Below are 21,517 nucleotides of genomic sequence, written 5' to 3'. Positions count from 1 at the left end.
AGCGAGGTCAGGGATGAACGCGCCATCTTCGCTGATCGACAACTCGACGCAATCCGCGACAGCGCACAAGGTCGCTCCAGCGTATGAGCAGATCAAGCGCTACGTGCTCGATCGAATCACGGACGGGACCTGGAAGCCGGGTGAGGCCATTCCGTCGGAGACGGAGCTCGTCAAGGAATTCGGCGTCGCGCGCATGACCGTGTCGCGCGCGCTGCGCGAACTGTCGGCCGAGCATGTGCTCAGACGCGTTCAGGGCGCGGGAACGTTCGTCGCCTCGCGCGACGTCGAATCGACCGTCCTCGAGGTTCGCAACATTGCCGACGAAATCGCCGCGCGGGGTCACCGGCACAGCGCGCGAGTGCTGACGCTCGGCACCAGCTCGAACGATCAGGCGATGGCCGCACTCGAGCTCGGCTGCGGTTCCGTGTTCCATTCGCGTATCGTCCACTACGAGGAAGACGAAGCGATTCTGTACGAGGACCGCTACGTGAACCCCCATGTGTTTCCGGGTTATCTCGAGCAGGACTTCACACGGGAAACACCGAATCACTACATGATGCGGCTCGCGCCGGTTCAACGGGCGGAGTTCCGCATCTACGCGCAAAAACCGGATGCGGACATACGACGCCATCTTTCGATGAATATTGGCGAGCCCTGCCTGCTGATGTGGCGGCGTACGTGGGTCGGCAGCGCCGTGGCGACCGCCGTGGAGCTCTGGCATCCCTCTTCACGTTTTCATCTGGTCGGCAAAGTCTCGACCTAACCCCGGGGGTACCGCGCTCCTTTCCTCGCCGCGTTACGCAAGACAACGGGCGCAGCCGCGAAGTCGCGTGTGGAACGCTGACGTCGCGGACTGCGGGATTTAGCCTTCGCGTTGCTCTACGCTTTGCCCGGCTTCGCGCCCGCCTCGCGCGCCCGCGCGAGCACGTCGAGATTGCCCTCGCCGAAACCGTGGTGGCCGCTGCGCTGCACGACTTCGAAAAAGATCTCGCCGGGATGGCGTTTGACGAAGGTCTGGAAAAAGAGCCGCGGCACGCCGTCGTCGCCAATCTCGCCGTCGATCAGCACATGGCGCTTGCGCAGCGCTTCGAGGTCCACGCCGTGGCCGGGCAAACGCGCATCCACGGTCTCGTAGTAGGCGGGCGGCGGTTCGACGAACTCCACGCCATTGGCCTTGAGCGCATCGACGCTCGCGAGGATGTCGTTGCTCGCAAGCGCGATGTGCTGCACGCCTTCGCCGGGATGCTCGGGCAGATAGTCGTGCAATAGCTGCGTGCGCCGCGTGCCTTCTTCATAAACAGGAATGCGCAGTTCGCCATCGGGCGACACCATCACGCGGGACTCCTCGGACACGTGCCAGTTCGCGTTGATCTCGTGGATCTCGCGGAAATGCAGCAGGTCGCGATAGAAGTCGAGCCATTCCGCAATGCGCCCCGCTCCCACCGTCTGCGTGAGGTGGTCGACGCGCGTGAGACCGGTGCCGCCGTGATCGAGATCGGTATGCGCCGTGGCGACGTCGATGGGCCGGAAGTCGATGTCGAAGATCGAGATGTCGCCCACGCCGCCGCGCTGGCCGCCACGGCCGCGCCAGCGGTCGATGAAATAGAGGTGCGAATCGCCGATGCCCTGGATCGCCGGAATGTGCAGCTCCGCAGGCCCGAGGCGCTCGCCTTCGAACGCCCATGCGCCGAGCGAGATGGCGTGCTCGAAGGCGCGCCTCGCATTGTCGACGCGCACACCGATCGCGCAGATGCCCATGCCGTACTCCTGCGCGTAGCGCGCGGCGAACGAGTCGGGCTCGGCGTTCAGCAGGAAGTTCATCTCGCCCTGGCGGTAGAGCGTGACCGCCTTGCTCACGTGGCGCGCGATCGCCTTGAAGCCGAACTGCTCGAAACGGCGGCCGAGGTCGGCGGGCTCGGGCGCGGCGAACTCGACGAACTCGAGGCCGGCCATGCCGAGCGGGTTGTCCGCCTGCGGCGGAGGATTAGCGGGGCTGGACATGCAATGGGCTCCTGACGCAAGCGCTGAAACGGATACTTCGCTGCCCCCGTTGCAGACTGCGGCGACGCGAATCTGGCAAATGAGGCAGGCCGATTTTAACCAGTTCGTTCATTTAGACGAAGACCGCCGTGCGCGGGCGGTCCACGCGCCATCTCGGTGCAAACCCGCAAAGCGTTCGATAATCGCACGCCGTTGGGCGATAATCGCGCAAAACGGCGCCGCCACGCATTGCCGGACCGCGCGCGCCGCCCTATGCTGCGTCTCACGTTTAGCGCATATCGTGAATATCGCAGCATGGCACATGCGCAACAGTCTGGAGACAACTGATGACCCCAAGCCTCGACACCACCGGCTCGCCCGACGCCGCCCCTCTCGCGCCGTCGCGCAGCCAGGCCCGCAAGGCGGCGCTGGGCAGCTTCGTCGGCGCGGTCGTCGACTGGTACGACTTCCTGCTCTATGGCATCGTCGCCGCGCTGGTGTTCAACGTGGCGTTCTTTCCGCAGGTCGGCAGGACCATGGGCACGCTCGCCGCGTTCGCGACCTTCGGCGTGGGCTTCCTGTTTCGGCCGCTCGGCGGCGTCGTGTTCGGCCACTTCGGCGACCGGCTCGGCCGCAAGCGCATGCTCGTGCTGACCGTCATGATGATGGGCCTGTCCACCGTGGCCATCGGACTCTTGCCGACCTTTGCGACCATCGGCTGGTGGGCGCCCGTGCTGCTCGTCACGATGCGCGCGCTGCAAGGCTTCGCCGTGGGCGGCGAATGGGGCGGCGCCGCGCTGATGGCCGTGGAAAGCGCGCCGCGCGGCAAGAAGGCGTTCTATAGCAGCGGCGTGCAGGTGGGCTACGGCGTGGGCCTCGTGCTCGCCACCGGCCTCGTGGCGCTCCTGAGCCACCTGCTCGGCGACGCGGCGTTCCGCTCGTGGGGCTGGCGTCTGCCGTTCCTCTTCAGCGTCGTGCTCGTGCTCGTGGGCCTGTGGGTACGCTCGAGCATGGACGAGTCGCGCGAGTTCGTCGAGAAGGTCGAGCACGGCCATCGCAAGCTCAAGATGCCGGTGCTCGAAGCGCTCACGCGCCACCCGAAAGCCTTCCTGTATATCGTCGCACTGCGCCTGGCCGAACTCTTCACGATGTATATCGTGACCGCCTTCGCGCTGAGCTATTCGACCAGCAATCTCGGCATGTCGCGCGATCTGTTTCTCGGCATCGGCCTGTTCGTGGGCGCGCTGTCCTGCGTGACGATCCCCTGCTTCGCGTGGCTCGCCGATCGCCTCGGCCTGCGCCGCATCTATCTGATCGGCGCGTTCATCGGCCTCTTGAGCGCCGTGCCGTTCTTCCTCGCGCTCGAAGCACGCGCCACGGTCTGGATCGTGATCTTCTCCGTGATGCTCGCGAACATCGCCCACGACATGGTCGTGAGCGTGCAGCAGCCGCTCTTCACCGAGTTGTTCGGCGCCGAGTACCGCTACAGCGGCGCGGGCGTGGGCTACCAGTTCGCGAGCGTGGTGGGCGGCGGCTTCACACCGTTCATCGCCGTGGCGCTGGTGGGCGTCGGCGGCGGTTCGTGGCACCTCGTCGCCGCGTACCTCGCGATTGGCTGCCTGATCTCGCTGATCGTGGCGGCGCGCATGAAACCGGAGTGAGCAGGAGCCGATCGCTCGCTCGCAAGCCGCAGGCGTTTGGTGCCTGCGGCTTTTTCCATTGTTTTGGCCACCGTGCAGCACAGGGTCTTGCACGCCGATGAAGAAACCGCCACTGGACCGGCGCGACTGGATCGCCGGGCTCGAAAAAGGCCTCGCGATTCTCGAAGCCTTCGACAGCGAGCACGCGCGCATGACGCCCACCCAGGCGGCCGAGCGCACGGGCCTCTCACGCACCGCCGCGCGCCGTTATCTGCTCACGCTCGAATCGCTGGGCTATGTGTACACGGACGGCCGCCTGTACGGCCTCACGCCGCGTGTGCTGCGCGTGGGCTGGTCCTACTTCGATTCGGCGCGCCTGCCGCGCACCGTACAGCCTTATCTGCAGCAACTGAGCGCGACGCTCAACGAATCGGCTTATGTGAGCGTGCTGGACGGCTGGGACCTCGTCGTGATCGCGCGCAATGGCGTGTCGCGCGTGATGACGACGGGTTTCGTGCTAGGCGCGCGCGTGCCCGCGCCGCTCATCTCGCCGGGCGTGGTGCTGCTCGCGCACGAGGCCGATCAGGACGCGGTGTCAGCGTGGCTCGATACGGTCGAGCTGTCGCCCTTCACGCCGCATACCATCACGAGCGGCGCGCGCCTGCGCGAGAAAATCGGGCGCGCCCGTGTGGACGGCTATGCGCTCATCGAGCAGCAGTTGCAGGTGGGCGTGCGCGGCATTGCCGTGCCGCTCAGGAATCGCAACGGCGAGGTGGTCGCCGCACTCAGCACCAACATGCCGATGGGCGAAGAAAGCCCCGAGGCCGCTCTCCAGCGCGTCCTGCCGCATCTGCAGGAAAGCGCGCTCGCCATGCTCAACGTGCTTTAACGCGGTGTTCAAACCACGGCTCACGAGCGCGTGAGCGCCGCATGATCGCCCGTCATGCGCGCGCTGCCCGCGACGGCGAGTCCCGCTGTGGCGAGCGTTTCGCGCGCATGCCCGCGTATATCGTCGACGGCATATTGCGCATCGGCGTTGCGCACCCATGCGCGCACCAGCAGGCGCGCGCCGCCGCCGGACGGGTAGCAGTCCACGGCGACCGTCGGCGCGAGCGTCGCGCCGTTCTGCACGCGCGGTTCGGCGCTCACCATCTCCTTGAGCTTGCCGATCGCCGCGTCCACCTGGTCGCGCCGCGCGAGATCGACCGTGACGTCGATACGCTGCGTGCCGCCGCTGCTGTAGTTGATGACGGGATTGCTCCAGATCTGGCTGTTCGGCACGAAGACGACATTGCCGTCGCCGCGCTCGATGCGCGTGGTGAACAGCCCCACCTCGCACACGATGCCCGCCGCCGCGCCGCTGCCTTCGATCACGTCGCCCGCGCGAAACGGGCGCAGCATCAGCAGCATGATGCCGGCGGCGATGTTTTGCAGCGTGCCTTGCAGTGCCAGGCCGATGGCGAGACCGGCGGCGCCCAGCGCGGCGAGGACGCTAGCCGTGGCGATGCCCACCTCGCTGAGCGCGGCGACGAGCGCAATCACGCGCACGGTCCACGCCGCCATGCCCGCGAGCATCGGCGCGAGCGTGGGATCGGCGTGCGAGTGCGCCAGCATGCTCGCGAACACGTGCGCCACGCGATTGGAAACCCACCAGCCGACCACCAGTATCAGCACGGCGACGATCACATTCATGACGTCGTGCGTCATCGTGGCGAGCAGCGAGGGCTGCAGATGGAAAAGGCGGTTGAGGAAATCGTCCATGATCGGGGATCAGATGGTTGCGATGGGGGCGAGGTGCGCGCATGGCGCACCCCATAGGACCCGGCAGCAGTCTGCATGCCCGTAAGCTTTGAAAGCCTCGGCTTCGCAACCCTTATCGATCCGGCACCATTGCGGCGCGACCAGGCCGCCATTGCTTGCGCCCGCAACGATCTCCTCGCCCTGCGACGCTAGAAGTCCACCGCATCGCGAATGATCGGGCACGTCATGCAATGGCCGCCGCCGCGCCCGCGCCCGAGCTCCGCGCCCACGATGGTCACGACCTCGATGCCGGCCTTGCGCAGCAGCGTGTTCGTATAGGTGTTGCGGTCGTAAGCGAACACCACGCCGGGCGAGGTGCACACGAGGTTCGCGCCGCTGTCCCACTGCGTGCGTTCGCGCTGGTAGTCGTTGCCGCCCGCTTCCACCACGCGCATTTTCTTGATGCCGAGCGCCGCGCTCACCACCTCGACAAAGGACTTTTTCTCCTGACGCAGCTCCACGCCCGCCGGTTGATCGCTGGGCCGGTACGTGAAGGTGCGGGTCTGCGCGAGGAAATCCGGCGCGATCAGCACGCAGTCGCGATCGGCAAACGTGAAGACCGTATCGAGGTGCATGGCCGCGCGAATTTTCGGCATCGCCGCCACGATCACCTGCTCGGCGGCACCCTTCTTGAAGAGCGTGGCGGCGAGCTGGCTGATCGCCTGGCGCGAAGTGCGCTCGCTCATGCCGATCAGCACGGTCTTGTTGCCGATGGGCATGACATCGCCGCCTTCGAGCGTCGCCATGCCGTGGTCTTCCGTGGGGTCGCCCCACCACACGTTGACCTTGCCCGCGAAATCCGGATGAAACTGGTAAATCGCCGCGGCTAGAATCGTTTCCTCGTGCCGCGCGGGCCAGTACAGCGGATTGAGCGTCACGCCGCCGTAAATCCAGCAGGTGGTGTCGCGCGTGTAGATCGTGTTCGGCAGCGGCGGCAGCAGATATTCGGTGGACCCGGCCGCTTCGCGCACGACCTTGAGCGCCGCGCCGCCATGCGATTCGGGGAAATCGTGGATCGAGAGGCCGCCGAGCAAGGTCTCGGCCAGCTTGCGATCGTCGAGCCCTTCCAGATAGCTGCGCAGTTCGTCGATGAACCCCAGCCCGACCTGGTTCGGCACGATCTGGTTGTCGAGAATCCACTTCTTGCCTTCTGGCACGGCAACGGTTTCGGCGAGCAGGTTGTGCATTTCCACGACCTCGACGCCGCGGTCGCGCATCTTCGTGACGAAGTCGAAATGGTCGCGCTTCGCGTTGTCGACCCACAGCACGTCGTCGAACAGCAGCTCGTCGCAATTGCTCGGCGTGAGACGCGAGTGCGCCATGCCGGGCGCACACACCATCACCTTGCGCAGTTGCCCGACCTCCGAGTACACGCCGAGCGGGCGCTCGTCCTTCGCCTTTGTCTTGCCGCCCTTCGCGGCTTTCTCCGCCTTTTCTGCCTTTTCTGCCTTCTCTACCTTCTCTGCCTTTGCGCCCTTGTCACTCTTGCCACCGCCCTTCGCCTTGGACATATCGATCTCCGCTCGTTCTCGTTAGACCGCCATGGTGCCCGTGGCTAGCGCAACGACGCCTACGATGGCCGCGACGGCCGCCACGATGAAAATGACCCAGTCGCTCGTACGCTGGAAAACCTTCAGCTTGCGCTCGCGCCGCGCGAGGAAATACAGCACCGTGCCCGGTGCGTAAAGAATCGCCGACAGCAGGATGAACTTGAGACCGCCGGCAACGATCATGAACAACGTGTAGATCACGGCGACCGAGGCCAGCACGAGATCGCGCTTGCGCTCTTCTGGCCTTACCTCGTAGCTCTCGCCGCGGTTCGAGACCATGAACCCGTAGGCGGCGACGAACAGGTACGGAATCAGCGACATCGAACTCGTGAGGTTGAGCATCAGCGAGAACGCATCGCGCGAAAAATACGTGCTCGCGACCAGCAACTGCACGACGATGTTGGTGATCCAGAGCGCGTTGGCCGGCACGTTGTTGGCGTTCTCGCGCGCGAAAATGGCCGGCATGTCCTGATTGCGTGCCGCCGCGAACATCACCTCGGCGCAGATCAGCGACCACGCCAGATACGCGCCCAGCACGGAAACGATCAGGCCGATGCTCACGAAGATCCCTCCCCACGGACCGACCACGCTTTCGAGCACGGCCGCCATGGAGGGCTGGCGCATGCCCGCCACGTCCCCGCGCGGCAGTACGGCGAAAGGCAGCATGGAAACGAGCACCATGAGCGTGGTCACGCCGGCGAAGCCGAAGATCGTTGCACGCCCCACGTCCGTGCGCTCCTTCGCGTAGCGCGAATACACGCTCGCCCCTTCGATGCCGATGAACACGAACACGGTGACGAACATCGTCGCGCGAATCTGCTGGATGAGGCCGCCCTCCTGCGCCGCGGACTGGATGTTCAGGTGGAAGGTCCCGTATTTGAAGACGAAAAGGAGGATGACGATGAACACCACGATCGGTATGACCTTGGCGAAGGTCACGATGGTGTTGATGAACGCGGCCTGCTTCACGCCGCGCAGAATGAGAAAATGAAACAGCCAGATGCCGATCGACGCGACGACGATGGCCGTGACCGTATTGCCGTCGCCGAAAATCGGGAAAAATGCGCCCAGTGTGGACTTGATCAGCACCCAGTACGAAACGTTGCCGATGCAACTGCCGATCCAGTAACCGAACGCCGAGAGGAAGCCGGGGTAGTCGCCAAAGCCCTCTTTGGCATAGACGAACACACCGGCGTCGAGTTTCGGCTTGCGCTCCGCGAGCGCCTGAAACACGCGCGCGAGCGTGTACATGCCTACGCCCGCCACGAGCCACGCAATCGCCGCACCGACCGGCCCCGTTGCATTGGCGAAGGTCCGCGGCAGAGAAAAGATCCCGGCGCCCACCATGCCCCCGACTACCATCGCGGTCAACTGCACGCGACTCATCTTCTGCTCGGTATCGGCCATCGGTTTCCTCGCTTTTTGTTCGGGACTTCGCTTTATCGACAGACCAGCCACACCTGCGTTCACTTCATCGGGTCACGCGTACCGAGTTGTTGCCCATCAGCACACGCACACGATCACCGGGGACGAACTGCTGATCCGCGTCCTGCACCACCGACATCAGTTGTCCCGAATCCAGACGCACGACGATTTCAAGGCCTTGCCGCTGCGTGACGCGCTGCTCCACGGCATTGCCTGCCGCGCCGCCCAGCACCGCGCCGCCGATGCCCGCTGCAACGGCGCCCGTGCCGCGCCCGATATTGCTGCCAGCCGCGATGCCGCCAAGCGCGCCACCGGTGATCGCGCCGATGCCCGTTGGGCCCGGCTGAATCGTGACGGGCCGCACGGTTTCGACGGTACCCAGTTCGATCACGAACACCTGCTGAGCCTGCGCCGGCGTGAAGACCGAGCCGGAAGTCGGCGCCTCGCAACCGCTAAGCGCAACCGAGACAGCCACGGAGCCAAGAAGTGTTGCAGCGAGATATCGCATGACATTCCCCCCTTAATGCGGCGCATTGCGGATTCGCCAATTCATTCGGCCTGTTTGCTAACGATTCCACGTAAAGTCATTAGCGAACATTTAGCCAAAATGTACCCGGTGAATTGCCTTTTTCCATCCATCCTCCGGACACCTGACGAACATTATGGAATACGATTCGCACATGATGTATTCAACGTGGCATTCGTTCGAGAATCGTTCAGCAATTCAATGTGGCGCGCATTTTTATCCGCGATTTCCCGCGCTCGCATTACGACCGGTCAAAGATCAGAAAAAGGCTCGAACATGAAATCGACGGATGACCAGAAATTGTCGCTGCCGGTCCTGACGGCCATGGTCGTGGGCTCCATGGTCGGCGCCGGCATCTATTCGCTGCCGCGCAACTTCGCGCTCGAAGCAGGCCCCGCGGCCGCCATCATCTCATGGTGCATTGCGGGAGGCGGCATGTATATGCTGGCCCGCGTCTTCCAGCTGCTCGCCGAAATCCGGCCCGACCTCGACTCCGGCATCTTTGCCTATGCACGTGACGGCTTCGGCGGCTACGCCGGCTTTCTCTCCGCGTTCGGCTACTGGATGGCCGGTTGCTTCGGCAATGTCTCTTATTGGGTGCTGATCAAATCCACGCTAGGCGCATTCGTGCCGGCATTTGGAAACGGCAATACGCCGATTGCCATTGCAGTTTCGTCGGTCGGCATATGGGCATTTCACTGGATGCTGCTGCGCGGCATTCAGCAGGCCACGCTCATCAATGCGATTCTTACTGTCGTCAAGATTCTGCCCATTTTCGTTTTTATCGGCATTTTGAGCGTCTATGCGAGCGCGGAGCCATTCACGGACAATCTCGCGGAAAGCGCTCGAGGGCTTGCCCCGCAGGTCAAAGGGACCATGCTCGTGACGGTATTCGTGTTTCTCGGCATTGAAGGCGCAAGCGTCTATTCGCGCTACGCGAAAAAGCGCTCGCACGTGGGCGCCGCCACGATACTCGGCTTCGCCTTCGTGCTGTTGCTGCTCGTGCTCGTGACGCTGCTGCCCTACGCGCATCTCTCGCGCGTGGATATCGCCGTCATGCGGCAACCCTCAATGGCGTCGGTGCTTGGCGCCGTGATCGGCTCGCCTGGCGTCGTGTTCATCGGCGGTGCGCTCATCGTCTCCGTGCTCGGCGCCTACCTCGCATGGTCGCTGATCTGCGCGGAAGTGCTGTATGCCAGCGCGAAGGCGGACGCCATGCCAGCCATTTTCGCGCGCCGCAATGCGCGGCAGCTTCCCACCGCCGCGATCTGGCTCACGAGCGGCGTGGTACAGGCCTTCGTCATCAGCACCTACTGGTCCACCGACGCCTTCTCGCTCATGCTGCGCCTCACGAGCGCCATGGCGCTCATCCCCTACTTTTTCGTGGCGACCTTCGGGCTCAAGGCCATCCGCGCCCTGCCGCAATCGGCCATGAGCGCGCGAACGCGCACGCTGCGCTATGCCACGGCGGGCATCGCCACGATTTATACACTGTTCCTGCTTTACGCTTGCGGACTGGAACTGCTGGTCATGTCCGCGCTGCTCTATGGACCCGGCAGCCTGCTGTACTTGTGGGCGCGCCGCGAGCGTGGCGAGGCGTTTTTTTCCCGGCCCGAGTGGTGCGCGTTTCTCGTGGTGATGAGCGGCGGACTCGTCGCGATCGTCGGGCTGAGCACCTCGGCGTGGCGTTAGCCGCGCGCCACTGCGCCTGCCCGCATCCATCGGCCTCGTGACTGCGCTCGCCGCCATCCAAACGTTCCAAAGTTCGACAGCGAGGAACCATGCCTATCAGCTACGCGCTCCGCAAGGCGCGGCTCGCAGCGGTCGAGCAACGCACGATGAAGGTTTCCATTTACGTCGTGTGCCTCGGTTTCGCGGCCAACGTCGGCTATGGCTTCTTCGTGCAATCCGATACGCTGCTGCTCACCGCCATTTTCTATCTGCTCAATCTCGTGAGTTCCGCGCTTGGATTGCTCGTGGCCACCGTGGTGAGCCGGCCCGCGACGACTCGCTTCGAATATGGGTATTGGTTCCTCGAGCCGCTCGTGAACGGCATAAACGGGCTCATGATGCTGCTCGTTTGCGTTTATGGCTTCGTGAACGGGATTGAGGGGATTCGTTCGGGCGGCCACGTGGTGAATGCGCAAGGCGTCATGCTGATCAGCGCCGCGAGTTGCGTGATCAGCTTTGCCATGGTGGTCTATAAAAAGCGCGCGGCCGCGCAGATCAATTCCAAGCTGCTCAAAACCGACGGCTGGAAATGGATCATGAAATTCTCGTTCAGCGCAGCCACACTACTCGGCTTTTTCGTGTATTCGATATTGCCCGAAAGCCTTCACTATCTATGGGCGCGCTATGTCGACAGTGCAATGACCGCGGGGCTCTCACTGATATTTCTCTCCGCGCCAGTGAAGATCGTGAGCACGAGCTTTGCTGAATTGCTGCACATGAGCCCCGCCGAGAACAATCCGCGTTCGGAGATCCAGATGGCGCTTTCGAAGCTCGAACGCGAACTTGGCATCCTGCGCCATCACACACACGTCATCCAGGCGGGCCGGCGCAATTTTGTCGAAGTCAGCGTGCTCGTCGGCGCTACGTCCACGCTAAGCGATCTCGCCTCGCAGGACGAATTGCGCGAACGCATCTGGGAAACGCTCAGCGCGAATCCGCTGGAAAACCGGCTCGTTGTGCAGATTACCGCGGACCCGCGCTGGGAAGACGGACGCCAGCCTGGATAACGCGCGCCTCGCCAGAGCGCGCTCGAAGAAGGCGAGTATTCCGTGGCGTGTCCGGCTCCATCCTGGCGGCCACCGGAGACTTTGTCATCCGAACACGTCAGCGCGGCGACCGGGAATGGTCGATCGCTCCCGGCTGCGTTGGAACCGTGCCGACAGCAAAGCGCGGTGCCGCGTTCGCCACCAGAATCAGGGCGGCACCGGCCAGGCCGCTCGATACGTGCTTCAGCGCATGCCCCGCGATCACGTGGCGAGTGAGTTCCCACACCTGCCAGTCAAGGCTCTCGAAGAGCTTGGCCACCCCGTAGAAAACGATCACCATCGTCCAGCCGAATACGCTGTCCACCTTGCGTGTGAGCGTCAAGCCGACGATGAACATGAGCCCGCCGAACTGCAGGATCGCGTACGGCCACAGGCTGTTGAGGGCGAGCCAGTACTCGATCGTGCCTAGCGATACGGCAACCAGGATTAGCAACGGTACCCAGCCCACGCGCTGCCCGGTGTGCGACGTCCAGAGCATCGCCAGTATGCCGGCGAAGACGATCGTCATCGGCAGGCGGTCCCAGACGAGCGTCGCGTCGGAAGGTGCCCAGTGATAGTAGGCCGACCCGATTGCGGTTAGCACGAGCCCGAATCCGGCGACTACCATGCCGGGGAATTTTGGCGGCTGCCGCGACGCATTTCGTTTCGCCCAACCGAGGCAGGCGATCCCTACCGCCAGAATGACGAGATTCGACAGCACGTCCGCGGCATGCGGTATCAAGCCCAGCGCGCGTTGGTCCGCGAAGTGGTGATACGACGCCGGCTGCGCCAGCGGCCATAACAGCTGCAACACCGTGCCCACCACGAAGAGCATGATGCTGCCAAGCAGCAATCGGGTCATGTTCACGGTGCTCGTCTCCGGGTATGACGCAACACTCAACAGGCGCTGGTGCTGCACAGGTACATCTGGCCGGCAGGTGGCCGCGGCGGCCCCATGCGAGCTTGCGCACCCTGCCCGTATCATCGGACAAACCAGGCTCGGTAACAAGGTTGGTTCGGTGTCCGGATGCTGTCGAGTCTTCCAGTCGAGTTGCTGTTGCAGCCGTCGGCTTACGGCTCGTCGTAATCATCGCCGGCCCGCTCCAGTTCCCTCAACGCTTCTGCGGGATCCTCCGGCTTCCCGGCAGCGGTCTCATGAGTGCGCCTCGGTGAATCGACAACGGGAGGAGGCATCTTGCCGATGCCCTCGTCGATGCGTTGCAGGAGATACGGGAAGAACGGATTCGATGCAATCCGGAACATCGAGTCGAGCGTCAGAATCAACGTGCCGCGTTCTCCGCGCGGCGCGAGCGTACCAAGGTTGACATTGAAGTTCTCATCGTCGCCCGGCTCGATGCCGTAGAGTGCGTCCGTCACGGGAAATGGAATCGCAACATGCGATAACGAAAAAATGTCCGGAGGATAGTCAATCTCCAAAGGACGAACGTGAGTTGCCACACTGCCGGCATCGACACTGCGTTCGACCGTATGAGCCGAATCCTGTGAGGCATTGGCAACGACCGTGGTGCGATAGTTCTGCGGCCCGATGCGCAGCAGCCGTGTGAGCGCCGAGTAGGACGCGACGCGCAGGAAGGTTCTGAAACTCACGCTGCGGTTCACATCGAACAACACGATTTCACTGCCGTTTGCGGGAAGCTTGTCATACAGCGACGACATGACAGCAGGGGTGCTGACCGTGAAATCGGTAACCGACTGGAACGTCAGCACGGGAGGGAGCGAATTCAACCGATTCTCACGCTCGAGCCTCGTCATCTGCTCCTGGATGGCGCTGGTAAGCAGCCAGGACTGACGCGCTGCGTTTACCGGGAACGAGTTGTATTTGAAGGGGTTGAATTCCGGCACGATGCCGAGCCAGGCGGCCCGCGCGAACGCGGGCAACATCGCGGGTAGTCCCACGAGGCCCGCAAACCGCGCGTAACGAGTGACTCCGATCATCGGCGAAATGAGCACGAGCCGGGTGGGACGCGTGAGCGCGGGGTTCTCGATGGCGTCCATCGCATATTGCAGGGCAAGCGCGCCGCCGTTCGAGAAGCCTATCAGTTCGAGCGGTTTGTCCGGGCCCACGCGCCGGCGCGCTTCGCGAACCGCGAGTCGCGTTGCTGCGGCCCATTCTTGCCATGTGACATGGGTCAGTCCCGCTGGCACGGTACCGTGTCCAGGCAAACGGATGGCGATCGCGACAAAGCCCCGGTCACGATAGTTGCGCGCGATGTGCCGCAAACTGTAGGGCGAGTCCGTCATGCCATGCAGCAGCACCACCGCTCCAACCGGCGGTCCGGGAGGTTCCAGTATGTACGAGCGGTTCCAGTCCTGAGCGAAGTGCTCCGGATAGATCGGTGAGCCTTCGTAGTATCGGTTCGACGGGACACGCTCGGATGCGTCGATCTTTTCGACGACGTTGACGCGCACATCCTCGAAAAGCCGCGACTCCTCCCGCATGTACGCACGCCAGTCGCCGGCGTCTATTTCTTCGACGGTCATCTCCCGCGGCACGTAGGTGTGCCAGGCGGATAGTTCCGGGCCGCGCAGCGAAGACCATGCCCGCAAACCCAATGCGAGTAACGCGAGCACGACCAGTATCGACACGCATATTTTTATTACCTTCAGCGACGTGCGTAGCATGGCTTTTCTCTTGGAAGCAACTTCAAAACACAGAGTGACCTTGAACTTCTTCTGCTGCGTATCCATTCGACCGGATGCTGCGTGATACATGGTCCTATGTCTTTAAAGCCTGTGTCACCTGCCCTGCGAGGCATTGCCCTTTCGGTCGGCGCTCAGGGACACGGGCGTATGCGAATCGGCGATATCGACCCAGCCACCGCCCATGGCCTGATACACGCTGATCACCTGGTTATAGCGCGAGGCCTGCAAGCTGGCGAGGGCAAGCTCGGCGGAGAACAGGTCGTTTTCGGATATCAGCACTTCGAGATAGCCGATCAACCCGTCTTCGAACTTGAGCCGCGAGAACCTCGCATATTCGCGCAACGCATCGACGCGCTGCTGCTGAAGCGCGGTCTGCTCGATGGTCATTTGTGAGCTGACGAGCGCATTATTGGTGTCGTTGAACGCGCCCAGCACCGTCTGCCTGTAGACCAGTTCGGCCTGGCGCTTTTGTGCCTCGGCTGACTGCACCTGGCCACCAATCGCACCCGACGTGAAGATCGGCCCGGTCAGTCCTGCTGCGACCGACCAGAGCGAGGCGGGCCCGGAAAGGAAGTCGCCGAACGCAGTACTGACCGAACCCAGCGCCCCCGTCAGCGAGAGGGTGGGATAGTAAAGCGCACGCGTGGCGCCGACATTCGCATTGGCCGCGACCAGATTCTGTTCGGCCTGCAAAATATCGGGCCGCCGCTCGAGCAATGTCGAAGGCAGATCCGCCGGAATGACAGGAAGCACCAGCTCGCTCACCGACTTGCCTCGCGCAATGGGCCCGGGATTACGTCCCAGCAGAATGGAGATGCCGTTTTCCACGATGGCGATCTGCTGTTTGATGGCCGGTATCGCGGATTGAGCCAGCTTGTACTGCGAGCGCACCTGGGAAAGCTCCGTCTGGGAAACCAGGCCGTCGCGATAGCGCAACTCGAATATGCGTAATGTTTCGCCGAAGTTACTCGCCGTGGCCCGTGCGACTTCGAGTTGCCGGTCGAGCCCGCGCAGCGTGATGTAGCTGGTCGCCACGCCTGTCACCAGCGAAAGCACGACGCCCCGCTGGGCCTGTTCGCTGGCATAGACCTGCGCCTGCGCGGCTTCGGTCAGGCGTCTTACCCGGCCGAACAGGTCGATTTGCCAGGAAGCGGACAGCATGCCCTGATAGAGATTGAAGACGGGATCGAGCAAGGGGGAAAGCGGCGGCATCCCGACCTCGCTGGTCCGGTTGCGGCTCACGTTGGCGCCATAGCCGATCTGCGGGAGACCCTGCGAGCGCGCAGCGCGCAACAAGCCGATAAACTGGTCGATACGCGCCGCTGCGATACGCACGTCCAGATTGCCCTGCAGTGCGGTTTGAATCAGGTCGTTCAACACCGGATCGTCGAATTGCTCCCACCACGCCGTGTCCACGACTTCTTCAGCCGCGGGCAAATCGACCCGCCACGTTGCGGGCACCGCCACCTCGGGGCGACTGTAATCGGGCCCCACGCTAATGCAGCCGGCCAGGCAACTGGTAGCGGCGGCAAATATCGCAGCACGCGTCAGCGTTCTCATGACGTACTCCAGGTTCTGCTGCGACCGCGTCCCGTATGCGCAGGCGGTGCGGTCGGTTGCGCCACACACATCATGCCGCCACCGCGAGCAGGCCGCCGAACAGCAGCGCCGCGAGCAACAGCGTCAGACAGGACACGGCCCATCCGCGCACGAACGCATCCGTACACACGGCAATTCGTGCAGCCCCCGTGCTGCCTCGTTGCAGTCCGCGCAGGAGGCCACCTACATCTCCCACAGGCACGGACGGCACCGTCTTGCCCCATCGGTTCCAGCCAATCGCGAGCGCCGCGCCAACGAGTACCGGCCAGAGTGCCGACCACAACGCCGCGGGAGCCAGGGCCTCGGGTAGCGAGCCTGCCGGGATACGCAGATACAACACCCACGGAACGGCGAGCGAGACCACTACCATTGCCAGCCATGCTCCCCTGAACGGCCCCGGAGCGCGCGCGTTGGAATCGGTCGTGGCCACTGCACCCAGACGCCGCACGAAATGAAGCATCAGCAACGTGGTCGCGGCTGAAGACGCCGCAGCCAACGACGCGGCGAGATCGCCGCCCAGCAGGTCCTTGGCCGCGTACTTGGCCAGTGCGCCGCCCGTCAACGGCAATCCGCCCAGTCCAAGCGCGATGACCGCCGTGGGCAGCAGCACCCATCGCAACGATCCGGCACCCATCAACGCGACCACGCCCACGCCCAGAAACAAAGTGCCTTTGACGAGCAGATGGTGCGCGGCATAGTAGGCGGCTGCCACGACGGTAGCGGGGTCGCCTGCGGCTAGCCCCATGCCGATCACGGCCATCAGGAAGCCCATCTGGCTGACGCTCGAGTACGCAAGCACGACTTTCGGCTGGGACTGGGTGATACCGATCGCTACGCCGTAGAACGCGCCGAACATGCCCAGCGCCGCGAAAGGAATGCCAAAGTGCGGCCATGCGTCGTTGAAAGTAAATGGCAGAAAACGAACCAAGGCGATCACGCTCGCCTTGACCACCGCGCCGCTGAGCACCGCCGCCGCCGGAACAGGCGCCGCGCGATAGGCGTGCGGCATCCAGAAATGCAGCGGCACCATCCCGGCCTTCATGCCGAGGCCAACCAGGAGCAATAGCAGCGTGGCGTTGCGCCAGGGGGAGCCCGGCAAGGCTGCAGCCGCATCGCGAATCAGCAGGCTGCCGCCAGGCGTGGCCTGTGCGAGCAGGACGAATCCTCCCAGCACGAAAGCCTCGGCCAGTAAAGCAACACCAAGATAAAGCGCGCCCGCGTATCGGGCTTCGGGCCCGTCGCCCTGGAGCACCAGCCCGCTGGCGCCGACACTCAACACCGCCAGCATCAGATAGAAGCCAATCAGATCGGCCGTCAGAAACACGCCCACGCTGCCGGTCAAGGCCATGAGCCAGCAGACGACGAACCCATCGATGTCTTCGCGACCGCGTACATATCGTGCGGCATAGATTCCGACGAAGAGCCACAACAGCGCCGCCGTGCCGAGCAACACCGCGCCTGGCGTATCGAGCGCGAAACTGAGGGCGAACCGGCTGTGGCCGAGCATCAGGGTTTCGCTCTGGCTGGCGCCGACGGCCGCGGCCAGCGCGGGCAGCGCAGCGACAGCGAACCATGACGGCAGGCGCCTGCGAACAGGCGCCGACGCACAGAGCAGCAGCATCAGCAATGGCAACCCGACGGCTGCGACGAGCAGAGCTTGGGAGACGTTCATGGCAGCCCCGCTGGCGGCATCACTGTGCGGCCAATCTGGGCCACGTCGACCGGCAGCAGCACGGCGAGGCCAAGCAGGAAAGAACACGTTGCGAGGCCAAGCACGGCGAACTGCTGGAAACGAGGCACCTGCTTTTGCGGCGACCAGCCGGGCGCAGCGGGCTCCATCGCGCGCACCACCACCATGAAAACGTAGACGCTCGTGAGCAGGCCGCCGACCAGCATCACGACCGCCCACCACCATTGCCCCGTCGCGAGTGCCGCCGACATCAGCAGCCACTTGGCCAGAAAGCCCCCGGAAGGCGGCAAGCCGATCAACGTGGCGCCGGCCAGCGCGAAAGCCGTCAGCGTCATGGGCAGGGCGCGCCCTGCACCGCGCAGGTCGGCCAGACGGTCATGCCCCAGCGTGCTATAGATCAGACCGGCCGCGAGGAACATGGCCGCTTTTGCGCTCGCGTGCGATACGGCCTGCAACAGGCCCCCCGTGACGGCTCGAGCGCTTTCGTGCTGCACGGCAAGCGGGAACAGCAGGAACAGATAGCCGATCTGGGCGACCGTCGAGTAAGCGATCAAGAGCTTCAGCCGCACCTGGCGCAGCGCCACCACATTACCGAAGAGGATCGCGAGCGCCCCCAGGCCTGCAAGCAGTTGCGAGCAGGATCCGCTTGCGATGCCGGCGAAGACGTCGACCCACAACCGCACCACCACGAACCACGATCCCTTGATGACCAATGCCGACAGCAGCGCGCTCGCGGCGGCGGGTGCGCCCGCGTGCGCAGGCGGCAACCACAGATGCAGCGGGAACAGCGCGGTTTTGGCAAGCATGCCGGCCGTCATCAACGCCAGCGCGGTCCAGGCTAGCGGCTGCGCCCCGATCCTCGCGGCAAGCAGCGCAATGTCCAGCGTGCCATAGGCGCCATAGAGCAGAAAAACCCCCAGCAAATAAAGCATCGAGCCGATCAGCGCGTACAACAGATAACGCAACGCTGCCTGCAGTGTTTCGGCGCGGCCATCGAGAGACACGAGAGGAACACCCGCAAAAGTCAGCAGTTCGAGCGCGACGTAGAGCGTGAAAATATCTCCGCTCACAAACACCAGATTGAGCGCTCCCCATACCGCCAGCAGCATCAGCCAGAACGCCAGCGGCGCGCGAGCCTCGTTCGTGCCGGACGGCGTGCCGAAGTCGCCATTGGCGTAAATCGCCACCGCCCCCACCACCACGGCAACCACCAGCATCATGCACACCGAGAGGCCGTCGGCGCGGAGCATGACGCCGAGCGGCGGCGCCCAGCCGCCCAGCAGGTAGCGCAATGCGTCGCCCGAAACCAGCAGCCTCGCCGCAATCTCCAGCACGATGCCGAAACCGAAGGCGATCGTCACCCAGGCCACGCGTTGCGCGTGGCGTCCGCCGAGCGCCAACCCCGCCAGCATCCCGGCAAAAGGCAACAACACGACGAGCGTCAGCAGCAGGCCGCCCGGCGTCGATTGCCCCGTGAGCGCCAGCGTCGTCACCTCGCCTCCGTATTGGCGCGCGCCCCGCCCGACGCCGCATCACCGTCCGCCGACAGAGAATTCGAGCCCGTTTCCGCGAACCTGCGCAGCATGAGTCCGACTGCGAGCGCGGAAGCGGCGAACGACACGACAATCGCCGTGATCAATAGCGCCTGCGGCACCGGATCGCCGGACATGCCGGCGCCAGCGCCTCGATGCGCGATCACGGCACAAGCCAGAAAGACGCCATTGCCCGTCAGGTTGAAGGCCAGCACCTTGCGCAAGGGCTGCGGGTTGACGATCAGGCCATAGAGGCCGAGACCCACGAGGGCAGCAGCGGTCAAGCCGAACAACTGCGAGACGTTCATGGGCTCACCTCCGGCCGCTGCGGTGGCCCGACCAGCAGGAGGACCAGGGTCACGGCAAGCGAAGGCAGCAGCGCGGCTTCAATGATGATGATCCACAGCTTCGCCCAGCCATCGGGGTACGCGAGAAACGCTCCCGCCACGACGGCGCCGAGCAGGCCAAGCGCGATGAACAGCGCCGGCCCGAGGATCAGCACGGCGCGCAGCCAGCGCCGGCTGACCGGCGGCGCATCGCGCAAACCGGACATCATGACGAGCAGCCACATGGCGGCAATCACCGTGGCGCCCTGGAATTTGCCGCCCGGATGATCGGCGCCGACCCAGAAAATGTAGATGCCTATCACGACGCCTATCGGCGGCAATACACGCGCGAGATACACCAGAATGTCGTTGGGACTCACCACCTGCGCCAGTCCCGGCCTGCCGCCCCAGCAGCGGTCCGGCGCCAGCGACCAGACGCCGACCACGCCGAACAGCAACACGATGGCTTCCAGCAGCGTGTCGATCGCGCGAAATGACAGCAGGACGGCCGTGATCGGGTTGCCGACGCCAGTCGCCTGAATGTGCCGCGCCACCTCGGGCGCCAGGGTCGGCGCGGGGTCCGGCAAGCTCAACAGGCTAACGGCAATCACGACGGCGACCGCCGTGGCGGCCACGCCTGCCGCGACACGCATCGCGAGGCCCGGCGTTTCGGCCTGGGCCGCCGCTTCAGTTGCCTCGAGCCGCGACGCCGCGCGGATCAGCAGCGCGCCGGTCAGGCCCGCGCCGATCGCCGCTTCGGTCAACGCGACGTCGACAGCACGAAGCACTAGCCAGGCCAGCGTAAGCAGCAGGCCGTAAGGAATGAATCCGGCGACCGCGGCGAACGTATCGCGCACGACGACCGTCCAGAGCGCAAGCCCCAGCAACAGGATGCCGATACCGACGGAGATGGCGGCGATCATGCACGCTCCTCCTGCCGGCGCGCGGCGCGCGCGATGAGCTGCGACACATCGGATGACGTCAGCATCACCAGCAGCCAGACCACGATCAGCTTGAGGGCGATCACGATATGACCGGTCTGTGGCAACAGCCCCAGCACCACCATGCCCAAGCCCAGGTTGTCGGCCTTGGTCAACGCGTGCAGCCGCGTGTACGTGTCCGGGAACCGCAACAGCCCGACAGTACCGGCCACGAAGAAGACAATGCCGGCCAGCATGGCAATGATCGTGAAAATATCGGCTACGGCTTTCATTTCCGGTCCTCTTTCACGATATCGCCCTCTGCCTGACGATCGGCCTTGACGAAGGCGACCGACGCGAACGCCGCCAGCACGGCGAGCGTCAACGCCACATCCACGACAGCCTCGACGCCGCTTGCCGTGCCGACCAGCAGCAACGCCGCGATCCCTCCCGTGCCGAACAGTTGCGCGGCCATCATGCGGTCGGCGCGCGTGGGCCCGCGCAGCACCGACAGCAGGCCCACGGCCACCATCAGCAGCACCAGCGCGCAAACGGCGATGAGCACGTCAGCCATGACGTTCACCGCTGACCAGCGCGCCCGCGAGGCGCCGTTCTTCGTCCGCCAGTTGTTCGTCAGCCCGCTGCGAGGTGTCGAGGCAGTGGTAGACGAGCCCGTCCGCGGTCTCATCTACCGGCAGCGACCCCGGCAAGAGGCTCGTGATGATGGCGAAACCATTGCGCGCCGTTCCCGGCGGAAAACCGACACGATAGACCACGATACCGGGCCGCAAAGGCAGGCGCGGGTCCAACGCGCGGCGCGCCACGTCGATGCCCGCGAGCAGGGACTGCAAGAGGAAATGCGGAACGAATACGAGTAAGGCGCCGAGCCGTACCCTTCCCGCGGCGGGAGGCAGGAGACGCAGGCTCATCTGCGTTGCGACGAGCGTCGCGATCAGGCCGCAGACGAGATCGGCCGGCTTCACGCTCGGCATCAGGATGATCCATAGCGCGAGAAAGCAAACCGCGCGTGTCAGCGCGACGCGCCAGTGCGAACGCCAGTCGAGCAGGAAAGCACGAAGTGTTGGTGAGCTCATGGAAGATGCGCCTCC

General features: G+C 64.2%; 20 protein-coding genes. 5 read left to right on the top strand and 15 right to left on the bottom strand.

Annotated elements, in window-relative coordinates:
• The first annotated feature begins 13 nt into the window (after nucleotides 1-13).
• Nucleotides 14-763, top strand: a complete 750-nt coding sequence (gene hutC / locus AB4Y40_RS05505) for a histidine utilization repressor (protein WP_368686756.1) — start codon at nucleotides 14-16, stop codon at nucleotides 761-763.
• A gap of 116 nt (nucleotides 764-879) precedes the next feature.
• On the opposite strand, the gene AB4Y40_RS05500 is transcribed toward hutC, so the two are convergent.
• Complete coding sequence (locus AB4Y40_RS05500; RefSeq protein WP_368686755.1) at nucleotides 880-2,001, bottom strand: 4-hydroxyphenylpyruvate dioxygenase family protein; 1,122 nt, start codon at nucleotides 1,999-2,001, stop codon at nucleotides 880-882.
• 326 nt (nucleotides 2,002-2,327) lie between these two features.
• Between AB4Y40_RS05500 and shiA the strand changes: the two genes are divergently transcribed.
• Together shiA and AB4Y40_RS05490 are read left to right on the top strand one after the other, a co-directional pair.
• Nucleotides 2,328-3,641 carry a shikimate transporter gene (gene shiA / locus AB4Y40_RS05495; RefSeq protein ID WP_368686754.1) on the top strand — a complete coding sequence of 438 codons (1,314 nt, stop codon included), beginning with the start codon at nucleotides 2,328-2,330 and terminating at the stop codon, nucleotides 3,639-3,641.
• A 97-nt stretch (nucleotides 3,642-3,738) separates the two neighbouring features.
• Nucleotides 3,739-4,509, top strand: a complete 771-nt coding sequence (locus AB4Y40_RS05490) for an IclR family transcriptional regulator C-terminal domain-containing protein (RefSeq protein ID WP_133184545.1) — start codon at nucleotides 3,739-3,741, stop codon at nucleotides 4,507-4,509.
• A gap of 20 nt (nucleotides 4,510-4,529) precedes the next feature.
• On the opposite strand, the gene AB4Y40_RS05485 is transcribed toward AB4Y40_RS05490, so the two are convergent.
• From AB4Y40_RS05485 to AB4Y40_RS05470, 4 genes are all read right to left on the bottom strand, one after another.
• The gene (locus AB4Y40_RS05485; RefSeq protein WP_368686753.1) at nucleotides 4,530-5,381 is read right to left on the bottom strand and encodes a mechanosensitive ion channel family protein; all 852 of its coding nucleotides are present in this window, start codon (nucleotides 5,379-5,381) and stop codon (nucleotides 4,530-4,532) included.
• A 188-nt stretch (nucleotides 5,382-5,569) separates the two neighbouring features.
• Complete coding sequence (gene arcA, locus AB4Y40_RS05480) at nucleotides 5,570-6,931, bottom strand: arginine deiminase (protein WP_368686752.1); 1,362 nt, start codon at nucleotides 6,929-6,931, stop codon at nucleotides 5,570-5,572.
• 21 nt (nucleotides 6,932-6,952) lie between these two features.
• Nucleotides 6,953-8,377: a basic amino acid/polyamine antiporter gene (locus AB4Y40_RS05475; protein WP_368686751.1), complete on the bottom strand. Its 1,425-nt coding sequence runs from the start codon at nucleotides 8,375-8,377 to the stop codon at nucleotides 6,953-6,955.
• Nucleotides 8,378-8,441: 64 nt separating this feature from the next.
• Nucleotides 8,442-8,903: a hypothetical protein gene (locus AB4Y40_RS05470; RefSeq protein WP_324159259.1), complete on the bottom strand. Its 462-nt coding sequence runs from the start codon at nucleotides 8,901-8,903 to the stop codon at nucleotides 8,442-8,444.
• 294 nt (nucleotides 8,904-9,197) lie between these two features.
• On the opposite strand from AB4Y40_RS05470, the gene AB4Y40_RS05465 reads away from it, so the two are divergent.
• Together AB4Y40_RS05465 and AB4Y40_RS05460 are read left to right on the top strand one after the other, a co-directional pair.
• Complete coding sequence (locus AB4Y40_RS05465) at nucleotides 9,198-10,613, top strand: basic amino acid/polyamine antiporter (RefSeq protein WP_368686750.1); 1,416 nt, start codon at nucleotides 9,198-9,200, stop codon at nucleotides 10,611-10,613.
• 89 nt (nucleotides 10,614-10,702) lie between these two features.
• Entirely contained in the window at nucleotides 10,703-11,659 is a 957-nt protein-coding gene (locus tag AB4Y40_RS05460; RefSeq protein WP_368686749.1) for a cation diffusion facilitator family transporter, read from the top strand.
• 97 nt (nucleotides 11,660-11,756) lie between these two features.
• Here AB4Y40_RS05460 and AB4Y40_RS05455 read toward each other — a convergent pair whose 3' ends face one another.
• From AB4Y40_RS05455 to AB4Y40_RS05410, 10 genes are all read right to left on the bottom strand, one after another.
• The gene (locus tag AB4Y40_RS05455) at nucleotides 11,757-12,539 is read right to left on the bottom strand and encodes a hypothetical protein (RefSeq protein WP_368687105.1); all 783 of its coding nucleotides are present in this window, start codon (nucleotides 12,537-12,539) and stop codon (nucleotides 11,757-11,759) included.
• 209 nt (nucleotides 12,540-12,748) lie between these two features.
• Complete coding sequence (locus AB4Y40_RS05450; protein WP_368687104.1) at nucleotides 12,749-14,320, bottom strand: alpha/beta hydrolase; 1,572 nt, start codon at nucleotides 14,318-14,320, stop codon at nucleotides 12,749-12,751.
• A gap of 114 nt (nucleotides 14,321-14,434) precedes the next feature.
• Nucleotides 14,435-15,901, bottom strand: a complete 1,467-nt coding sequence (locus tag AB4Y40_RS05445; protein WP_368686748.1) for an efflux transporter outer membrane subunit — start codon at nucleotides 15,899-15,901, stop codon at nucleotides 14,435-14,437.
• A gap of 70 nt (nucleotides 15,902-15,971) precedes the next feature.
• Nucleotides 15,972-17,612 (bottom strand): proton-conducting transporter membrane subunit, encoded by a 1,641-nt coding sequence (locus AB4Y40_RS05440; RefSeq protein WP_368686747.1) that lies wholly within the window; start codon nucleotides 17,610-17,612, stop codon nucleotides 15,972-15,974.
• Nucleotides 17,609-19,123 carry a complex I subunit 5 family protein gene (locus AB4Y40_RS05435; RefSeq protein ID WP_368686746.1) on the bottom strand — a complete coding sequence of 505 codons (1,515 nt, stop codon included), beginning with the start codon at nucleotides 19,121-19,123 and terminating at the stop codon, nucleotides 17,609-17,611. The genes AB4Y40_RS05440 and AB4Y40_RS05435 overlap by 4 nt, the downstream gene beginning before the upstream one ends.
• Complete coding sequence (locus AB4Y40_RS05430; protein WP_133184712.1) at nucleotides 19,120-19,470, bottom strand: NADH-quinone oxidoreductase subunit K; 351 nt, start codon at nucleotides 19,468-19,470, stop codon at nucleotides 19,120-19,122. Before AB4Y40_RS05430 ends, AB4Y40_RS05435 begins: the two co-directional genes overlap by 4 nt.
• Nucleotides 19,467-20,411: a hydrogenase subunit MbhD domain-containing protein gene (locus AB4Y40_RS05425; RefSeq protein ID WP_368686745.1), complete on the bottom strand. Its 945-nt coding sequence runs from the start codon at nucleotides 20,409-20,411 to the stop codon at nucleotides 19,467-19,469. The genes AB4Y40_RS05430 and AB4Y40_RS05425 overlap by 4 nt, the downstream gene beginning before the upstream one ends.
• Nucleotides 20,408-20,701, bottom strand: coding sequence for a monovalent cation/H(+) antiporter subunit G (gene mnhG / locus AB4Y40_RS05420; RefSeq protein ID WP_368686744.1), 294 nt, complete (start codon nucleotides 20,699-20,701; stop codon nucleotides 20,408-20,410). The genes AB4Y40_RS05425 and mnhG overlap by 4 nt, the downstream gene beginning before the upstream one ends.
• Nucleotides 20,698-20,982 carry a monovalent cation/H+ antiporter complex subunit F gene (locus AB4Y40_RS05415; RefSeq protein ID WP_368686743.1) on the bottom strand — a complete coding sequence of 95 codons (285 nt, stop codon included), beginning with the start codon at nucleotides 20,980-20,982 and terminating at the stop codon, nucleotides 20,698-20,700. Before AB4Y40_RS05415 ends, mnhG begins: the two co-directional genes overlap by 4 nt.
• A complete protein-coding gene (locus AB4Y40_RS05410; protein WP_368686742.1) occupies nucleotides 20,975-21,502 on the bottom strand; it encodes a Na+/H+ antiporter subunit E in 528 nt (175 codons plus the stop codon). The genes AB4Y40_RS05415 and AB4Y40_RS05410 overlap by 8 nt, the downstream gene beginning before the upstream one ends.
• Between the last annotated feature and the right edge of the window lie 15 nt (nucleotides 21,503-21,517).

Origin of the sequence: Paraburkholderia sp. EG287B, assembly GCF_040965595.1 — a bacterium.
In the GTDB taxonomy this organism is placed as follows: domain Bacteria; phylum Pseudomonadota; class Gammaproteobacteria; order Burkholderiales; family Burkholderiaceae; genus Paraburkholderia.
The sequence above is the reverse complement of the archived record's forward strand: the minus strand, read 5'-3'. Positions and strand labels throughout refer to the sequence as shown.